At 52.1% G+C, this 20,292-nt stretch carries 6 protein-coding genes; 4 read left to right on the top strand and 2 right to left on the bottom strand.

What is annotated here, in order from left to right; translation table 11 throughout:
• Positions 1-2 precede the first annotated feature (2 nt).
• The 4 genes from ALFI_RS13175 to ALFI_RS13185 all read left to right on the top strand — a co-directional run bounded on the left by ALFI_RS13175 (position 3) and on the right by ALFI_RS13185 (position 18,427).
• On the top strand, positions 3-14,963 hold the full coding sequence (locus tag ALFI_RS13175) for an LPD38 domain-containing protein (RefSeq protein ID WP_014776175.1): 14,961 nt from the start codon (positions 3-5) through the stop codon (positions 14,961-14,963).
• Positions 14,947-16,938 (top strand): portal protein, encoded by a 1,992-nt coding sequence (locus tag ALFI_RS13180; RefSeq protein WP_014776176.1) that lies wholly within the window; start codon positions 14,947-14,949, stop codon positions 16,936-16,938. The genes ALFI_RS13175 and ALFI_RS13180 overlap by 17 nt, the downstream gene beginning before the upstream one ends.
• Positions 16,939-17,049: 111 nt before the next feature.
• Positions 17,050-17,481 carry a hypothetical protein gene (locus tag ALFI_RS17035; protein ID WP_155835670.1) on the top strand — a complete coding sequence of 144 codons (432 nt, stop codon included), beginning with the start codon at positions 17,050-17,052 and terminating at the stop codon, positions 17,479-17,481.
• Positions 17,482-17,611: 130 nt separating this feature from the next.
• On the top strand, positions 17,612-18,427 hold the full coding sequence (locus ALFI_RS13185) for a KilA-N domain-containing protein (RefSeq protein WP_014776177.1): 816 nt from the start codon (positions 17,612-17,614) through the stop codon (positions 18,425-18,427).
• Between the two features lie 30 nt (positions 18,428-18,457).
• Here ALFI_RS13185 and ALFI_RS17810 read toward each other — a convergent pair whose 3' ends face one another.
• Complete coding sequence (locus ALFI_RS17810; RefSeq protein WP_042493753.1) at positions 18,458-18,685, bottom strand: helix-turn-helix domain-containing protein; 228 nt, start codon at positions 18,683-18,685, stop codon at positions 18,458-18,460.
• Entirely contained in the window at positions 18,663-18,908 is a 246-nt protein-coding gene (locus tag ALFI_RS13195) for a helix-turn-helix domain-containing protein (protein WP_014776179.1), read from the bottom strand. Before ALFI_RS13195 ends, ALFI_RS17810 begins: the two co-directional genes overlap by 23 nt.
• Between the last annotated feature and the right edge of the window lie 1,384 nt (positions 18,909-20,292).

Raw genomic sequence — 20,292 nt, forward strand, 5'->3', positions numbered from 1 at the left:
CTATGCCACTCCCCGAACTCACACCTGAACAACTCGAACAGCTTAATGCGATCTCCGGTCTGGGAAAGACCCGCAAACGCAAAGATGCTCCGTCTGGAGACAACCTGCCGGACGTTGCACCGGCAGACCTTATGCAGACAGCCTTACAGCAGGACGATAACGCCGGATTTGAGCCGTTTTCACTCCCGGAGCGCACCCCGGATATGGATAACGAGGTATACGAGGGGCTTATTAAAGAGAGTTTACAACAGCAGTTAGGGGCGATCTATGACCGAGCCCGACAGCGGGCTGATGCCAACAGGACAAAGATGCTGGCACCCTTTGACGAGGCAATCGAAGCTGATATACCGGCATGGAAAAAGGCATTTATCGCTCAAGCCAAATCAAGCACGCTCCGTAGTCCGTCCGGACTGGGCGGAGATGATACCTACCTAATGCAAGCGACAGAGCGGGCATTGAAGCTCCTAAACCAGAAAACCGTAAAGGACAAGCAGGCCGGGGACAAATCATCCGGCATTGCCCGTGAGGTGTTCGATTGGGGCACCCTCGGCGACCTCGCTACAATGGGGTTTGGGGAGTTAGGCGAGAATATCGCCATCACACGGGCGCTCAAGAAAGCCGCAAAAGGCGAACATCTCACACCTACGGAGCGGGACATGATAGACCTTCTCCGGTATGGGGAACTGATAAACCAATACACGGCCCAACGGGGCGGGCCAACGACCGGCGCAAAGGTCGGCAGCGGCATTGCCGCCTCATTACCTTATATGGCGGGCTTCGGGGCCACCAGCAAGATCGGCAGCAGCGGAGCCAACACCCTCGGCAAAATGCTGCTCAAAAAGGAAGCGAAAACGCTCTTGGGGAAAGGGCTTCGCAAGCTGGGCGAATACACGGCGAGCGCGGCTGTAATGACACCCTTACAGGCGGGTACCTACTCAAACTACCATGAACGGGCGCAGGGACAGTACGAGGTTAAGGACAACGGCGAGGTTGTCGAACACCTCGAACCGCAGTACAACCTGATGTATAAGGCCGCCGCAGATTCATTCACGGACGTATTTACAGAGCATATCGGCGGGGAGCTCGGAGCCGGAGTGAAAAAGGTGCTGGGCTGGCCCGTGGAGCAGATCGGGCGACGCTTGGGTATAAAACTCTCGCTCGACCGCTTCCTGCCGGGATATACCCGCAGCAAGTACCTTACCGATTTCCGAAACCGTACACTTTGGAACGGCCCCGTAGACGAGTGGTTAGAGGAAGTCGCCGGGGGTGTCATGTCCCCGCTGCTGACCGGGGAGCATGAACGCTGGAAAGAAAATCTTTCCGGCGAGAACCTCTGGACAACATTTCTCACAACCTCGCTGATGGGTGCGGGGTTCTCGGCCCTCGAACTGCCGAACGTCGCATCCTACGCCCACAAGAACCATGTTTTGAAAACGCAAGAGAAAAAGGCGCTTTCAAGCATTGAGAATGAAACCTTACGGGCGCAAGTATTCGAAGCGATGCAAAAACCGACGATGGCCGAGCAGTCGCAAGCGCTCGCCGCGATTGATTGGCAGGCGGCAAACATCAACCAGATTGACGCGGCGCACGCTGCTGACTATACCCGGTTTCACATCGAGCGGCAAATCCTCGACGGCATGGAGCTCGGGGATACACAAGGCAAACAAATCCAGCAGACAGCGCAAACTGCGAACGCATGGGCCTACCGTGGTGTTGATGGTAAAAGTCCCACCGAGGACATCATCACTGGACAACGCGCCGACGGGAAAGCCTACGTCGTTCTTTCCGGCAACCTCGATACCGAGGGCCCCGACGGAACATTATTCGTCCTCGATACCGAAACGGGCACGCCGACACAGATCGACCGGGCGGAGTTCGAGAGCTTCGCAAGCACGCCCGTTGCGGAGTTCTCGGCAGAACAGTTACAAATCTCCGAACAGCAGGCCGCAGCGGAACACCAGAAGCGTCAACAGCGACAGGACATGGAGATCGGCACCGAAGCGGGCATAGACCCCGACGAGGTAGTGCGCGTTGTGGCACCCGAAGCTCCGCAGTACACGAATGGCGACGAGGTTGTAACGACAGACGGTGTGCGTGGCCGCATTACCGGCAAACATGGCAGTAGCTATGTGCTCCAACTGGACGACGGACAATTTGTTTCGGCACCGCTCCACACAATCAAAGGGCCCGCAAGCCAGATTCAAGAAACAGACCCCACCGAGGCAGCTATACCCCTCGGCAACAATGACACGAATAGCGGACAAGCCGACATCATGCCTACGGACGTTACACCCCAAGAAGATGTAGCTGCACGGCTCGCAGAAACCATGCAGGCCGCCGTGGGCAAAGACGAGGCCCCGCGTGCTATTCAGCGTATGATCGACGGCACAACAGACGCGAACCAAGTGCAGATTTATTCCGCTGCGTTGGAACGGCTGCAAAACAAAAGTAAGGGCATGCCGAGATCCACGCAATCGCCCGTTGCCGAGGGGCCTGCCGCTGCGGTTCCCGCCCGGAATCCCCGGCCCGATATTCCGAAATTCAAGCGTGAAACCCCGACCCCGTATGCGAAACCCGCTGCGGAGTTGGGCGACTACCTATCCATTGAGGACGTGATACTGCGCGACGTAGCCAGCGGCCTTAAATTCGCATGGAAAGATAACGGTCAACGGCGCGGACTTGCCCGCGAGTTGGGGTTCTCCGGTAGCGAGAGCGAGCGTCGCTCCCGCGTCGGCATCCTATCCCCCGACGGTATGACACCCGACCAATATGCGGAGAGGCTTTATTTTCAGTATGGGGCCGGAAACAACGAGGGGAACGGCTACCGCTGGGATATGGACGACATGACGATCAAAGATGCCGTTCTGGATGTCCTTTCGCGCATACACTCACCCCGGCAGGCTTACATGGCCGCAGCACAGCTACACCAGATCGAGCCGCACCCATACGATGACATGACGGGCGAAGAATACGAGCAGATGCAGGAGCATGAGGCACGGGTGGCGCAAATGCAGGATGAACTACTATACGACAGCGCATTTGTCGAATGGGCCGGACAGACTACACCCGAACAATGGGCCGAGATTGACAATTTATTTACCGAGGGAACGGATAATTTTGCGGAAAATGCTAACTTTGAAGCGTTGGCCGCCAAACCAGCCCCGACAACAGAACAAACACCAAAGACTACATCCAATGACAACAATTCGCAAAGAACCGAGCAACCTGCGCCTGCGGCGGATGGCGAAAGTAGTAGCGACGTTGGCCGAGGCGAACGGAGTGACCCCCGAACAGGTGATGATGCGGATTTCGGACAACCGGAAAGCGAACCGCGAGCAGTTCGACATGGACGCGGACTGGACGCAATATCCGGCGACCTTACCGACGAAGAACGAAAGGTAGCCGAGGACGCCGCCGCATCCACCGATGCCACCGTAGAGCAACTCCGGGCGGCACTCAAACGCAAACAGGCCCAATACACAAGAGAAAAGCAATCTATCGGGAGCGCATACAACGAGGATAACCAAACTATCCTTTTCGAACAGCCGCAAAACACGGCAGAGGGCAACTTGTTTGACGTTCCGCGCGATTTCTCCCAGCAGGTCGTTGAAACTATCCTAAAACCTTTACAGGCTGAAATAGACAACCTGCAAGAAACCATATTCAAAGTAGAAGCGTCGAAAGGAAAGATCATTGCCGATGCGATTGCGGCCCACCGTGCGCAACAACGCCTATCATTCAATGACACGCCCCAAGCAGCCCCGCAAGCCCCTGTCGGGCCAAAGTCCACCGATGCAGAGTTTACCCCGGCTGTCAGAACAGAATATAACCAATACCTTACCCATGCAATCAAGACCTTTCCGGATAAGGTTTTCAGCATCTTACATAATGATCTGATAAAAGCCGGATTCGTGCGGGATGTTCGGCGACTGGCAAAGAAAGACGCTACCGCTGCTATCAAGCTGGTTGCCGAGGTCAATGCCGCTGCCGAGAAATATGCCGGGAAACAAGTACTCACATCCCGCCACAGCATATTTGCGGAATTAGAGAAAATGCAGGCCGCCCAAGCCAGCGCCAGCATGAAAGCTACGAGCCCATCGACGGAGCAAAGTTCGATCTTCAAGCCAACAGAACATACACGACACTCCAAAACCGGGGCCGAACTCTACTCCGTAAAACTGGCCGACCGGGTAGAGCGGGCTATATTCGACGATCTGAAAAAAAGGGCCAAAGCACATGACGGCTATTATAGCAGTTACACCCGTAGTTTTCTATTCAACACCTCTGAGGATGCAGAAGCATTCCGAGCCGAGCAGAAGCGCCCCGACATGCAGGCAACACCGGCCCCTCTAAATGACATGCCAGCAGCCCCCGAAACATACACCGGCAACAACGCAGGACACCTCGTCCCGGCGGTAAGTGCAGAGAAAAAAAGCGATACAGAATACAATGCCGCAGAAAAGCCGACCGAGTACGGAGCCCAGAACAAGCTGGTAACGTCGGAGCGATACGAAGAATTGAAACGGCAGATGCGGGCCAAGCTCGGCCAGCTTAACACCGGATTCGACCCCGAAATACTCGCTATCGGTACACAAATGGCTGCGTTCCATGTTGAGGCCGGGGCCCGAAGATTCGCGGATTATGCCCGGCGGATGCTCGCCGATTTGGGGGAGGCTATCCGGCCTTACCTCAAGCCGACCTATGTAGGCGCACTCCACATGCCGGGCATGGAAGAATATACCGCGCAAATGGACACATACAGCGACGTGATGCACTTTGATCTGGACAGCCTCGACAAGCCGCAATCTGCGGCAGGACAGGGAGCAGCACCGAGCCCGGCCATAGTCCCCGAAGCCGACACACAGCGCCGTCTGGCAGGCCGCTATGACACTACTGGAACCACGGAGAAAGACATACACGAAACCGGCAATCTGCGGCCCGAGAAAAAATTCCGCAAAGACCTTACGCAGTTCAGTAAAGAACTCGTAAAGGCGCTGGGCTGGGAACATAAAACAGACAAAAAAGGTAAGACGTTATATGCCGAAACTAATATCGCACCGGCAGGCGGCGACGGCTCCATCACGCTCTTGCCGGCGGATTCCGAATACGGAATATACATAAATATTCCCGTTCATCCCTCTGGATATATAGCCAGTAGCGACTATACTGATGATTTGGTAATTGAAGATATATTAGGAGCCGGTAGCCCCATCCTATACCGTGTCTGCACGACCACAAAATCATACCTGCTCGATGCTCCAAACCGCTATGCCCCGGCAGATATTACCGTCGGTGAAATGGCCGAACTTGCTAAAAACGAATTAAATTCATATATTCGCCGTAAGAACGCACCGGAACCCACTACTCCCGATGCCTCGGACGGCACAAAACCAAACAACCATGAAAACCCTGCGAACAATACAGACCGAATGGGCCCGGACAGCCCTTTGGGAAATGGCCGAATACCTGCCGGGGATGCTTCTGCGTATGTACCGCGAGGAACCGAGGGAGTTGGTAACGTGGATAGAGGAAACCGTAGACAAAGCGTTGGATTGGAAGAAAGCGGCGCTGGCGAACGGGAGCGACCCGCAGTTAGTCGAAGAACTGTTCCGGGAACGTCTGAAACCGGACTACTGTCCGGAGGAACCCGAGCCAATCACGATCAGCGAGGAACAGATGGCCGAGATCGTCGCCGATCTGGAAAAAATAGCCGAAACCATGTAATAGAGCGCGGGCGCGACATCGCGCCCCACGGCGAGGTCAGCAAGATCAAAGCGAACCTGTCGGCTATCCGATTGGTAAAACAGCTTGAAGCCGAGGAACGCGAAGCAACTGCCGACGAAAAGGCCGTATTGGAGCAATTCACGGGCTGGGGCGGCTTATCATCCGTATTTAAAGGGGGTAATTCCTATTTCAACGAACTACAAGAGTTATTAACCCCCGAGGAATACGAGGCGGCCCGAGCATCCACGACTACATCATTCTACACACCGCCCGAGATCGTTTCGTCCGTCTGGGACATGATCGAGCGGCTTGGATTCGCCGGTGGCTCCGTGCTGGAACCGTCGGCAGGTATCGGACACTTTTTCGGGCTTATGCCTGCTGCGTTGAGTGCAAAATCCAACCTTGCGGGTGTAGAAATCGACGAGATTTCCGGACGCATCCTGCGGGCACTCTATCCGGATGCAACCGTAAGGGTTGAGGGTTTCGAACAGCAGCGCATCCCCAATAATCGGTACGACCTGATCGTTACGAACGTGCCGTTCGGGGCGATCAAAGTACACGACACGTTCGACAAAGACCTGTCGGCCAAGTTCGACATTCACGACTATTTCATCGCCAAAAGTGTACGCAAGCTCAAACCGGGCGGGCTGGGGGTGTTCATCACCGCCACCAGCACGCTCGACCGCAGCACAGCTCTGCGTAACTGGGTCGTTGCCGACGGCAACGCCGATTTTATCGGGGCTGTACGTCTGAATACAGCGACATTCAAACAAGCTGCGGGTACTGAAACATCCGCAGACATCATCATCATCCGTAAACGGGACGAGGCCGGGCAGTCGTCATACGCGGCGAATATGCAGACCACGGTTTTGGAGCGCGAGGCTCCATATATTAAGTACGTCAAAAATGATAAAGGTCGATTTACAAGCGAAGATGCCACGGCACGGATGGTTTACAACAAATATTATTTCGATCATCCCGAGTTCATGGCCGGGCAGATGCGGTTCGGCTTCGAAAGTGGTGTAGAAATCCGTCCCACCGAGCAGCGCTGCATTCCGGTTGTGGCTATCGACCAAAACCAAGTTATAAAACAATTCATCGCGTCACTCCCGACTGATCTGTATTCCGTAACCCCCTCGGTTCCGGAACAAACTCGGACTATGATAGCCCCAGATGGCACCAAAGAGGGTGCCCTTACGCTGATCGACGGCAAACCGCATATAGTCCAATTCGGGTCTGCAATCCCTGTGGATTGGAACCGCCAGAACGTAAAGGGCCGTAGTAAAACCGTAGTATTGAAAGAGTATTTGGAGCTTAAAAAGACCATATACGACCTACTCGATGCAGAAAACAAAGACCTGCCGAATATCGAACGGTTACGGGCAGAACTTAATAATCTTTACACCAAATTCACCCACCGGTACGGTACACTTTCAAAGAATACAAGCCTTACATTTCTGCGGGACGACGTAGACTATCCCGCAATCGCAGCTATTGAAAATGTCGAAGAATCGAATAATCCGGGTGAAAAGAAAAGATTTACCATAACCAAGTCTGATATTTTCTCTCGCAGGGTCATTGAGCCAGTACGTCAGCCAAAAGCCGAAAACGAGAAAGATGCAATCGCACTTTCGCTTTATCACCGTGGCCGCCTCGACCTGCCCTACATCGCCGAATTACTCCATAAGTCGCAAGAGGACGTACAAGATGCAATGCTTACGCAGGAACTTGCATATATCAACCCCGTTACAGGTCTTGTTGAGGAACGCAGCGAATACCTATCCGGCAATGTCCGCGACAAATTATTACAGGCAGAACAGGCCAATGAAAACGGCCTGTTCAACGCCAACATCCGCGCATTGTCGAAGATCATCCCGCTGGACGTTCCGTTACCGCAGATAAAAATTTCGCTGGGTAGCACATGGGTTCCAACCGAGCTATACGAACGTTTTTTTCACGAGAAGTTCAACGTTGAGGCGAAGATCACCAAAACTGCGGCTAACAAATATATTGCACGAATAACCAACAAAGGGAACACGGTCGATGCGAGCATGGGTGTAGCGGATGCCCCCGGCAGCAGGCTCGCGCTTGACCGAATGAACAAGACCCAAACCTACCTATCAAAAAAGGAGTGGGACAGCCTTACGAACAAGGAAAAGAAAGTTAAAGACCCCGAAGCTATGGCGCAGGCAGCCATAAAGCAGACGGAACTGGATGAGGCTTTCGAGCAATGGTGCAAGCAACAAGACGAGGCGACCACCGACAAACTGACTGAAATATACAATACGGCATTTAACAGTATCGTCGAACGTCAGATCGACGTTTCGACATTCGACTATTTCCCCAATGCCGCGCACACGAAGAAACCCCGTGAACATCAAAAAATCGGGGTTATGCGTGGGTTGCAAGGCCCGACCTTACTTGCGCATGAGGTCGGCACCGGAAAAACGATCACGCTCATTTCGACGGCAATGGAAATGCGGCGGCTCGGAATAGCTCATAAGCCCTGTATCGTCGTTCAACGTTCGACCTATGAGCAGTTTGTAAACGAAATCAAATCATTATATCCCGCGGCCCGCGTGCTGGTACCCTCCGCCAAAGACCTTACGGCATCCCAGCGGCAACAGCTTTTCGCCAAAATCGCCTACAACGATTGGGATATTGTCGTTTTGTATCACGGTTATCTGGATGCTATACCCGATGATCCTATTAGGGTCAATCAGTATATCGACGGATTGATCGAGGAAAAGGTAGAGCAGTTGAAAGAGGTTGAGGCAAGCAATCCCGACAATGCGAAACGACTGGCCTACGGCATTAAGAAAGAAATTGAGGGGCTGGAGAAGAAAAAAGTAGGTAGCGAAAAATCAATAAAAGAGGAGGAAAAGGTAAAATCTAACGCTCGGGCCCAAGCTCAACGGCTACTCGACCGTCGCACGGATGAAACCATGACCTTTGAGCAGTTAGGCATTGATGCGTTATTGGTAGACGAAGCACATGCCTATAAGAAACTCGGTTTTACAACCGACCTGCAAAACATTAAAGGAATCGACCCGGCAGCGTCCCAGCGGGCACAAAGTCTACGGCTGAAATCAACCTATATTCTTGAAAATAATAGCGGGAAAAATGTTGTCCTCGCCACCGGAACGCCGATTTCCAACACGATGGCGGAAATGTGGACTTTCATGCGCTACCTGCTGCCGCAAAACGTATTACAGGAATACAACATAGACACTTTTGATGCCTTTGCAAGCAATTTCGGGAGTATCGAAGAATCTGCGGAATTTGGAACAAACGGGAAATTTAAGGTCGCTCAGCGTTTCGCCAGCTATTCGAATATGCCGGAATTACTGGCGATCTGGCAGCAGATCGCGCATGTCGTATTGACGGAGGATGTATCCAGCTTACGCGAGGGGGTTGGCACACCGCGCCTCGACGGGGGTAAGCCGACAGATATAATGCTCGATCAAACCCCGGCCCTGCGGAAAGTCATGCGCAGCATCCGGGATACGCTTGAACGTTTCGACGCTATGCCCGCGAAACAGAAGCGGGAAAACAGCCATATCCCGTTGGTGATGTTCGGGCTGGCAAAGCGTGCAGCTATTGACGTTCGGCTGATAAATCCCGATCTTCCGGATGAACCGGGCAGCAAGGTTAATAATGCCGTGCGGGAGATTCTCGCCGATCTGAAATCCACCGACCACTATAAGGGTACCGCAGCTATCTTCTGCGATTCTTACCAAAGCCGCGACCGGCGGTTCAATGTCTTTGAGGACATAAAGCGGAAATTCATTGCTGCAGGTATTACTGCCGAACAGATCGCTATTATCCACGACTACAACACAGACGAACAGAAAGCGCGACTTTTCCGGCGCGTGAACAATGGCGACGTTCGAATAGTAATGGGTACTACTGAAAAACTCGGTATCGGAGTTAATATGCAGGAGCGTTTGCACCTTCTCGTAAATCTCGACGTGCCTATCCGTCCAATGGACTATATGCAGCGGGTTGGTCGTATCATCCGGCAGGGTAATTCCCATCTGAAAATGGATTTACCGGTGCGTATTCTGCGGCTGGGCGTAAAACAAACGCTTGATGTAACCGGCTATCAACGCTTGAAGATCAAAGAGGCGTTTATCCGACAGGTGATGAAAGGCGATATATCATCCCGCACGCTGGAGGAACCCGACGCCGAGAGTAGCGACAGCACGAATTTCGGACAGATGATGGCGTCATTATCCGGCAGCCAAGCGGCACTTGCGTTGTCGCTTGCACAGAACAACCTGCGCAAGTTGAGAAATGCCCGCGACTACCACTACCAGCATCAGGCATACGTTACCCGCAACCTCAAATGGCTGCAAAATATACTTGACACGACACCGGGCGTTATAGCAACACTTGAAAAGCAAGGGAACGAATTTCGGAAGATATTTCCGGACAATACAATCGTATCAGTAGAATATGGCTCACAGAAAGCCGAAAATGGCGATTATGAAAAACTCTTTGCCCCACTAAACAAGCGCATCGAGGCCGAAGCCGATGCACTACGGAAAACGCCCGAACGCGATCACGCAGAGCTAAAAACTACAATCCGTATCAACGGAAAGACATTTGATATAAAGATAGGACTTAAAAAAACGTGGGCTTTATCAAATGAAAAAGATGTTCGGATATTCCGCGGCATATCCTATGTATGCGAGGAAGCACCTGAAATAAAAGGCGATGCCGGAGCCAAAATATCGAATGTTTTAGAGCAGGTTGCCTATACTATTTCTGGCAAGTGGTACATACAGGAAATAGAATCCCGCCAACTTGGATTGGAAACAGCAAAGCAGGACTATGAACGGCTGCAAGCGCAGGTTAGCGGGGCTTTTCCGAAACAGGCAGAACTGGAAGCAACAGAGGCCCGGATAGCGGAATTAGAGGCACAGATGGCCGCAGAACTGGCTGAGATCGAAGCCCAACAAAAGGCCGATACGGACGAAGAAGCGATAGACATTGACCCGGATGAACTGCTCGACGATGCCGCAGGCGACAGCATCCGGTTCCGGGATGGCAGTAGTTGGTTTGACCCCGAACGTCCCGCGAGTGACAACACCATAGCGCACGCGGCAACCCGTCTTGCAAAAAAGCTCAACACACCGGTTGAGATCGTCGCCGACCTTACACACATCACGGACAACGACCCGCTGGCCCTGCGGAGGAAACGTCGGGCCAAAGGCTACTACGACCCGACCACAGGCCGGGTGGTTATTGTCATGCCGAATATTACGACCCGAGCGGATGCCGAGGCGACCGTATTACACGAGATCGTCGGCCACATGGGGCTGCGTTCCCTGCTGGGTGAACGGTTCGGGCTATTCCTCGATAACGTTCATAAGTCGCTGGATGAAACCGGCGTTCGGGCCGTGGCCGACATGATGGCCCAAGAGCAAAAACAACGTTCCGGCAAACTGACGGCTGTTGAGGCCCGGCGGCTCGCCACAGAAGAATATCTTGCGCGGCTGGCCGAAGGGAACATCACCCCGAGCCGCTTTGCCCGCATCATTGGGCGCATACGCTCCATGCTCCGCGAGGCGTTGAGGTTGCCGCTGCGCATCAGCGACCGGGACATCGCCTATATGCTATGGTTGTCGAAGCACCGTCGTATGACGGCCAAGACCGCAGGCGCAGCCGTAACCGAAGCTGCCACCGCACACCGCATCCGGCAGCAGCTTTACAGCGTTCCCGGCGACACCCGTTACCGCGTGATCTTCGACGATGCCATCCCGGAGAATATCGAACGATATGCCGTTGAGCAATATGTTAAGGAACGACACATTATCGGAACATTATTCGAGAACGAACACGTTGCGAACGATTTCGCATTACGAGCCTATGCCCTAATCGACGACATGGGCCGAACGATCATCGACCACATGGGCCCCGACCGGCTCAAATCCATGCGCAAATACCTCGCACTATTTGATCTGCAAAAATTGACCGACAAAGACAGTTACCGGCGGGTGATCGACGAACTGGTAGCTACACTCCCGTCAGCGACCAAGCAGGAGATTATGCGCACCATGAGCCGACACCTGCAATTTGTCATGTCGGATAAGTACCGCAGCCCCTTACGGCGGCGGACGATGGCCAGCGAACGCCCGCTGCCGGAGAATTTCAAGTATGCCGGAGAATTTGTTGAGGAACTACTCAAACAGAAGCGCAAACAACCCGAAATGGCCCCCAGCGGCAATATCGAACCTACGGTGATTTACGACAAACAAAGTTGGAAAAACCGTCAATACACCCGGCTCATAGACAGCACGCTGCCCGTGCAGCAACTACAAGAGGTGATAAAGCAGCGCGGCGGCCAGATCGACGATCTGACAGACCTACACAAGCACTTAAACCACTTATCAAGCGTCACAAAGACCGCGATAGACAAGTACACGAAAGAGTATTTAGACCCCATATTGGATTGTATTGTGGGTATCTCCAAGCAGACCGGAATGACCGAGGATAATATCATTGACTATATCACAGCCGAATCGTCACTCGAACGCCATGCCTCGGGCATCGCGGCGCTCTCCGAAGATCAGCGCGATCCGTGGAATGATAAGTATGCCCGCAAGCTGGTTGCCGACTTTCGCCGTCGGGCCGGAGACGAACAGACACAACAGCTATGGCAGGCGATCAATGCGGCCAATGATCGGGTACTCGACATTCTCGTTGAGGATGGGATGCTCGCTCCTGAACACCGAAAGTTGATAAAGGGCCACGGCTGGGCATATTATGTACCCTTATGCGATTACGACTACAACTTTGAGGACAGCGAGGGGAACCCGCAAGCGTTCGACGCAACCGAAATATACGACTTTATGGACGAAATCCGTGGCCCGCGACCGCTACGGCAAGTACTACATGAAGCCGAGGGCCGCACGAATAAGCCCCGAAACCCCGTGGCCCAAATGGTAAACATCGGCATTGGGGCTATCATCGCGGCCAAGACCAACCGGGCACGGCAGGCGGCTCTGCGTTTGGCACAGAACAATAGCCGGGGCTCGGATGATCTGTTTCGCGTAGATAAGGTCTGGTTGGCAAAGGGGCTTGGGAACCGCTGGGTAACAACGACTATTAACCCGTCCGTTGAGGATATAGAAATATCGCAGGCTGCACGCAAAGAAATCGCACGGCTGAAAAAGGAACTGGATGCGGCGTTAAATGCCCATGACGACGAATTGGCCGTTTACCTCGAAAACCGCATCGACGAAACCGAACGCCTAAACATCGTGCGACCGGCAGAGGCCGACAGCCGTTTTGAGAACGAGGGGCACATGGGCCAATCCATCGAGCGACAACGCAATATAGAGTGTTTCGTAAACGGGATTCGGTACATGGTAACATTCGCCGATCCAGCCGTGGCCAATGCCATCAATCAGTACAACCGACTGACTATCCCAAAATGGCTGGACGACACCGTGGGCAACGCGACACGCTGGCTGGCCCAAGCGTTCACATCCCGAAATCCGGCATTTGTAGCAGCGAACTTTCTGCGTGACGTGCAACACGCCGCGCTGATACATGGCATCGACCCCGGCGGCGACCTGCGCGGATTCATGCGCAACATTCCCCCGAGCATGGCGACGATCACGCGGAACGTGCGCGGTAAATCCGCACCGCTGAAGGTGGCAGAGCTCGGGCGGCTCGACATACTCAATACCGCCGACCGCAAAATGTTGATCGAGCAATACGGGCCCGAGCGTGTGATGGATGCACTCTACGAATATTTCCGGGATAATGGTGGAGAAACAGGTTTTGTGCATAGTAAAGATGTAGCCGAGGCTGAAAAGGAGATCAAGCGTTATGTAGCGTTCCGCACGGGCCGCGTTGCGGAGCTCGCAAAAGCAGCGCAGCCCAGCGAGCGCCCCGGCATCTGGCTCTCCTATGCAGCGCAGAAAAGCGGTGCGAAAGCGATAGCTACGGGATTGGAAAATGCGTCGAAAGTCGCCGAGAACACCTCGCGTTTCGCTACATTCCTCGCGTCACTCGATCAGGGCAAATCGCTGCTGGTAGCTATTGACGAAGCGAAGAACGTAACGGTGAATTTTAACCGGCGCGGAACGGCAACACGTCCGCTGGGTATGTTCTACGTCTTTTTCAACGCATCAGTACAAGGAGCCGCCCAGATTGCCCGCGTAGCGTTCAAAAACCGTAAGCGATTTGCGAAAGTCGTTGCTTCATTGGCCGCTGCCGGGTTCCTCGACAGCCTGCTACTCGATTTCTTTTTGGCGGGTTCCGGCGACGATGGCCGCGATCTGGTCGTTTCGGAATACGAGAAGCGGAACCACCTTATAATCCCGTACATGGGAAAGAACGGTTTTTTAAAAATTCCACTTCCGCAAGGGTTCCGGGCATTTTATGGTATAGGCTCGCTGCTGCATGACCTCTACCGGGGCAAAGTTAGGGCCGAAGATGCTGCCCGGACAATGCTGACGCTGCTGTACGAGGATTTCTCCCCCGTGGCTTCACCGTCCCCCAAAGGAGATGCAACCCGCGTGCTGATACCTACGGCCCTAACTCCGTGGTATGACATCTGGTATGCCGGTGAGGATGCTTTCGGTTATCCGGTGGGGCGTCGCTCCTATGGCACAACCAACAACTACCCACTATCTGAAATGGGCCTTAAAAACGTGAATAAGGCCATATACTATCTCTGCCGAGGCATCAACCGATTAGGAGGTGGCGACGAGAATACACCGGCTGGCCAGCGCAAGAATGGCGAGATAGACCCGTTATTGCGGGGTATCTTCGAATGGAACCCCAGCCACGTTGAACACGTCTTAACCTACTACGGCGGCGGTATGGGGAAGTTTGCCAAAGACATGGTACATACGACACAGGCCATACTGACCCCCGGCGAGGAAATCAGTAGCCGTGATCTGCCGATACTCAACCGGTTTTACGGCACCGCCCGGCCCGAGAACCCAGCAGGCAGCTATTACAACCTCAAAGACTGTTTAACCAACATTGCGGCAAAGTACAAACGGCTCGGCCCAGCGCTCGACCGCCAAGACCCCGAGGTGCAGCGGAACCTGCAACGGATTACGATTTTTAAAGCCCACCAAACCGCCGTGAACAAGCTACGGAAAATCCTATCTGACACCCGCCCCAACACACCGGAATATGACCGGCTCCGGGAAGAACTGAACGAAACGATGGTAAAAACTCTCAACGAGGACGAAAATGTTACAGAATATTGACACCAAAAAACTGAAGCTATTGGCCCAAGCCAGCAAAGGCATCGCGCAGACGTGCTGCGAGCAGGAGCGCAGCGGACTGCGGTATTCGAACGAAAACCTTTCGCTGTTGTGGCGTTGTGCGCAAGATTGGGATGCTATGCTCTACCTGCGCAAAGAGCACGCCCGGAACCTGCGCTACAAGAACGGCGACCAATGGTGCGACAAGGTGCCCGACCCGGAGAACCCCGGCAAGATGATACGCGAAGATGCCCTTATTTCCCGAAGCGGCAAAATTCCGCTCAAACACAACTATTTACAGCAGTACATCCGAAACATCCACGGGCAGCTTCTTTCATCGCCGACACAGACTGTCGTATATGCCCGAAGCAAAGACGATCAACCGCTGGGCGAAATGCTTACGAATGCGTTGCAGTCGTGTCACCAGCTAAACAAAGTACGAAAACTCGACATTAATGTTGTTGAGGAATTATGTCTGACGGGGTTGGCTTGCGCAAAAGTGCGCTTTGACTATTGGAGTACCAAGAACCGCACCGACGGAAAAATCGACCTCGTGAACATCAACCGCCTATTCTTCAATAAAGACATCGAAGACCCCCGGCTAAACGACATCCGGCGCATCGGCGAGATCCACGACTATACGTTCGACGATCTGGTACGCAATTTCACAATAAACCGCGAAGACGTGCAGGCATTACGCGAGATTTACGGCGTTTGCCACGACCCCGCAAAGCTGGAAAGCATCTACATGCAAACCGCCGAACGGCTCCAAAACCTAAATTTCCTTTTCTGCAACGATCTCGGGAAATATCGGGTAATTGAGGTCTGGGAACGGGTCGGACGCTGGGTGCTTTACGTCCACGACTACGCAGACGGCACCGAGGAAGTTTACACCGACCTTACTATGCAAGAGGTCGAAGCGATCAACAACCAACGGCTCGAACAGGGCACGGCGGTAGGGCTCGCTCCCGAAGCGGTGAAACTGGTCTATGCGCAGGAGCAATACGAATACTACTGGCGCGTGAAATACCTTACCCCGAATGGACATTGTATCAAAGAAATGGAAACGCCCTACACGCATGAGGAACATCCCTATGTCCTCGCAGCCATGCCGATCATCGACGGCCAGTTTAAAGCCGTCATGTCGGATATTGTCGATATTCAACGATATATCAACCGTCTGCTGACCCTGTTGGATTTCATTATCGGCTCGTCGGCAAAGGGCCTGCTTATGGTACCGCAGGAATGTATTCCCGACGACATGGACATCAAGGATTTTGCCCGTGAATATGTAAAGGTAAACGGAGTTATCCTACTGAAAAAGGGAGCCGGGGATAAGCTGCCGAAGCAGATTGCCACGAACAGCACGAATATAGGTGCGTGGGAACTGTTCAATACCGAAATGACCATCATGCAGCAGATCAGCGGCCTAAACGGAGCGATACAGGGCCAAACCCCACACGCTAACACTCCGTCAAGCCTCTATGCACAACAGGCGCAGTACTCCGCGCAGAATTTCGTGGTGCTCTTTGAGAATTACAATATGTTCTGCGAAGAACGCGACGAAAAGTTACTCAAGGTGCTGATGCAGTTTTACACGACACGCCGCTATGTAGATATTAACGGTAAATCGGTCAGCGAACTGGCGAAATACTACGAGCCTGAAATGGCCCGGAAGATCGTGGATTTCAACCTGACGACATCCAAATCAACCGATACGCCGGTGTTCCGGCAACTGACGGACGATCTACTTATGAAGCTATTGGAGAGCGGGCGCATTCCCCTCGAAATATTCCTAAAAAACTGCTCTATTCCGGGAGCGGAGAAGATACAAGCCGAGCTAAAAACGTTCAGCGAACAGGCTGCCGCCGGGCAGATCGACCCCGACCGGTTACAAATGCTACAACAGGCAGCCCAGCAAAACGCCGACCCCAAAGCGATGGATATGCTGAAACGATACATGGATGCAGCGCAATAGAGCCAATATACACGTAATTTGTTGATAATTTGTGCATAAAAGAAAATAAATAAAATAGGTTTTCGGTAAATTTCGCCCCTATTTTGCTACATGATTTTTATATTATTTATTATGGATATATCATCAATCTGGGGCATGATCAAGGATGCCGTAAATGTAAGCCGTATTTTTTCACACACGGAATTAAAACAGAAATTTATTGAGGTTAGCAATACCGCTCTTAATCTTCAAAAACGCAATGACGAATTAGAGCGAGAAATTCGCCAATTACGTGAACAACAAGATTTAAGACACAAGATCGAGCGTACGACCGACGGATATTTTACGCTTAAAGGAGAAAACCCCAACATCCGCTATTGTATACATTGCTGGGATGCAAAACACCTGACCATACAAGTCGGGGAAGATTCAACACCCGGCAGTTTTTTCTGTCCGGAATGTAATGCGTCCGGGGTGTATGATAAACAACAATTTGATAAGTCCCGTGCAGAACGTCAAACCACGTATATTGTACGCAGGAATATAAGTCGTTATTTAGGATAGCATAACCATCGGCCCGGCAGTCGCCGGGCTTTTTTATTTCGGTCAATACGAATTAGATATGAAAACTAATTCCCCGAACCAGAACAATTATTCATTTTTCTGTTATCTTTGTGATAAAGATTGCGTTACCATGTCAGAAAAGCACACAAAGACGATTTCGGTTGAGGGCACCGAAATAACTATTTTGCAGATCGACGATACCGATTATATCTGCATTACAGATATGCTCAAAGCCAAAGACGGTGATTTTGTTGTCAAAGATTGGCTGCGGAACCGGAACACGCTGGAATTTCTCGGCATCTGGGAAAAAGTCTATAATCCCGATTTTAATTGGGGCGAATTCGCCCTAATTAGAAACCAAGCCGGGTTGAACAGATTCCGGATTAGCGTTAAGGAATATGTAGAGAAAACCAATGCTATCGGCCTCAAAGCCCGAGCCGGGCGCTATGGCGGAACCTACGCTCACAAAGACATCGCTTTTGAGTTTGCTATGTGGATCAGCCCGGAATTTAAAGTATATTTGGTGCGCGACTTTCAGCGGTTGAAAGAGCAGGAGCAGGCTCGGCTGGGTTGGTCGGCCAAGCGGGAGCTTACCAAGATAAACTACCGCATCCACACCGACGCGGTGCAACAAAACCTAATCCCAAAAGAGCTTACGCCGGCACAGGCCAGCCGAATCTATGCAGACGAGGCCGACGTTCTCAATGTGGCCATGTTCGGCATGACCGCGCGGGAATGGCGGGATGCGAACCCCGGCAAGAAAGGGAACATCCGCGACTACGCCTCGATCAACGAATTGATCTGCCTATCAAACATGGAAAATCTTAATTCGGTCTTTATTTCCGAGAGCCGGCCCCAACGGGAACGGCTGTTACTGCTAAACCAGATCGCCATGCGGCAAATGGAGATTTTAGAAACAGGCCCGGTAAACAAGGTGCTGAAATAACGAAAAAGGCTATCCGACCGGATAGCCTTTTTAAATGTCTATATCTTTAAAAAATTCGTCGAGCGTTATATTATAGTATTCGCACAACCGCTCAAGGGTGGTAAGGGTAACATTTTTCCGCGCTCCCTCAAGGTGGCCCATATTCAGCCCGGTTTCCGCCGATACTGTTTTCTGCAATAGGCCAGCCTTTCGCCGCAATAACCGTAACTTTGCGGCGATCTTTTGTAGAATTTCATTATTTCGTTCCAGATCGAGCATATTTCATTCCCTTAAAAAAATCCTCTAACGAGGTGTCGTAAGTACTGCACAATTCCACCAGCGTAGCGATGGTAATATCCTGCCGTCCGTTTTCTATATTCGAAAGGTGTATGTTTGTTTCAAACAGCACTTTTTCCTGCGACAGCCCGCGTGCTTCCCGCAGTTCCCGCAATCGCATCCCCGCAGCCCTTATCAGTTTTTCGTTACGATGTCGCTTAATCATGGTACAAAGGACAGAAATTTAGACTTTCTATTTATCACTATTAAAGTCTGCGGATAGACCTAAATTATATATTCGTATAAAGTATTGTCTTTCAACGGTTCCGACCGATCTATTTTGTAATTTTGTTTTTATATTTGTGTGGGAAATTATAACCGCATGACTGTTTTTGCAGATAGTTGCAGGCTGGCCGTACAAGGCAGCCATACCGCAGGCAAATAAGTCCATATCCCCTCTACACATACGGGCAATGGGCTTTTAGGCCCGGCGCGAATATTGCAAAGTACCCTCTATATTCGGTGATTTATGCCTATGCAAATCACGGGACATACCAAGGGTATCCAGTATGCTGTTTGGATTGAATGATAACAAAAGGACGCCACAATAGATAAAAAATACCTGCGCATCGTTGCCCGGATAGAATTTTTATACTACTTTTGGGTAACGATTCGCTGAAAGGGCGAATTGTAGCTTTGTTCCACAGAAAACCGCTAAATTTTCATTGTTCGGAGCAAAGACACATAGACGCTCCCACGGATCGCCGGGTCTACGACCGGCGGCGCGGGGAACAAACTTTGTGGACACCACACGCTACCGGCGTGGGCTCTTGTGTCTTGTATTTTCGAACGGGCTTTAGCGGGCCTTCTGTGGAGTACTTGGCACAATCCCACGCCCTTTTTATGCGGGTTGCATAACTAAAACCGAAAAAGTTATGTTATATTCGCACAAAAATACGGCTTTGCCGTGACATATTAGGGAAACAAATTGTATTGATTACCGAACTCGCGCCCATCCTCGGATGGTGTTCACCAAATCAAAGACAACTTGTTACCTCGGTTCGTGTCTGTCTATCCAGCACTCCGGGGCGCAAGTACGATCTTGATTTGGGGGCTCGCGAGGCCCGGTAGTCGGATTGCTACAAGCGTCCCTTTCTTTTTCCGGGCCGCAAATCATACCCAAACTTATGTCACGGTCTACCAACATCCAGCAAAACTCACTACGTTCCGGCGGTTCGACATCGCCGGGTGTCGGTATGCGTTTGATCTGGCAGATCGTGACGGGGACGGTCGGTGAGGCTCTAAAATCTGGTATGGTAATTAATGTGAACCCGCGCCGCGTCCCCCTTTCTGCAAATTCATTCACTCCATATACTCAATTAAGGAATCTCCCAAAATTTAGCAAAGGACAAGTCACCGGCCCAATCCCCTTTGGGCCACGGGTGCGGGGCCAAATCTGTGTGAATTGCGTCACTACCTCAGCCCCGCACCCTTTATTATTTTCATCCAACATTAATAGCCACACCCGACGTAAACCGGGGGCGGTTGAGGTATTCCGGTATAGCATCTACAAAAGGCTTTCAAAGGGGACAGCATTTGCGGGGATTATT

It is taken from the genome of Alistipes finegoldii DSM 17242 (genome assembly GCF_000265365.1).
GTDB classification, from domain to species: domain Bacteria; phylum Bacteroidota; class Bacteroidia; order Bacteroidales; family Rikenellaceae; genus Alistipes; species Alistipes finegoldii.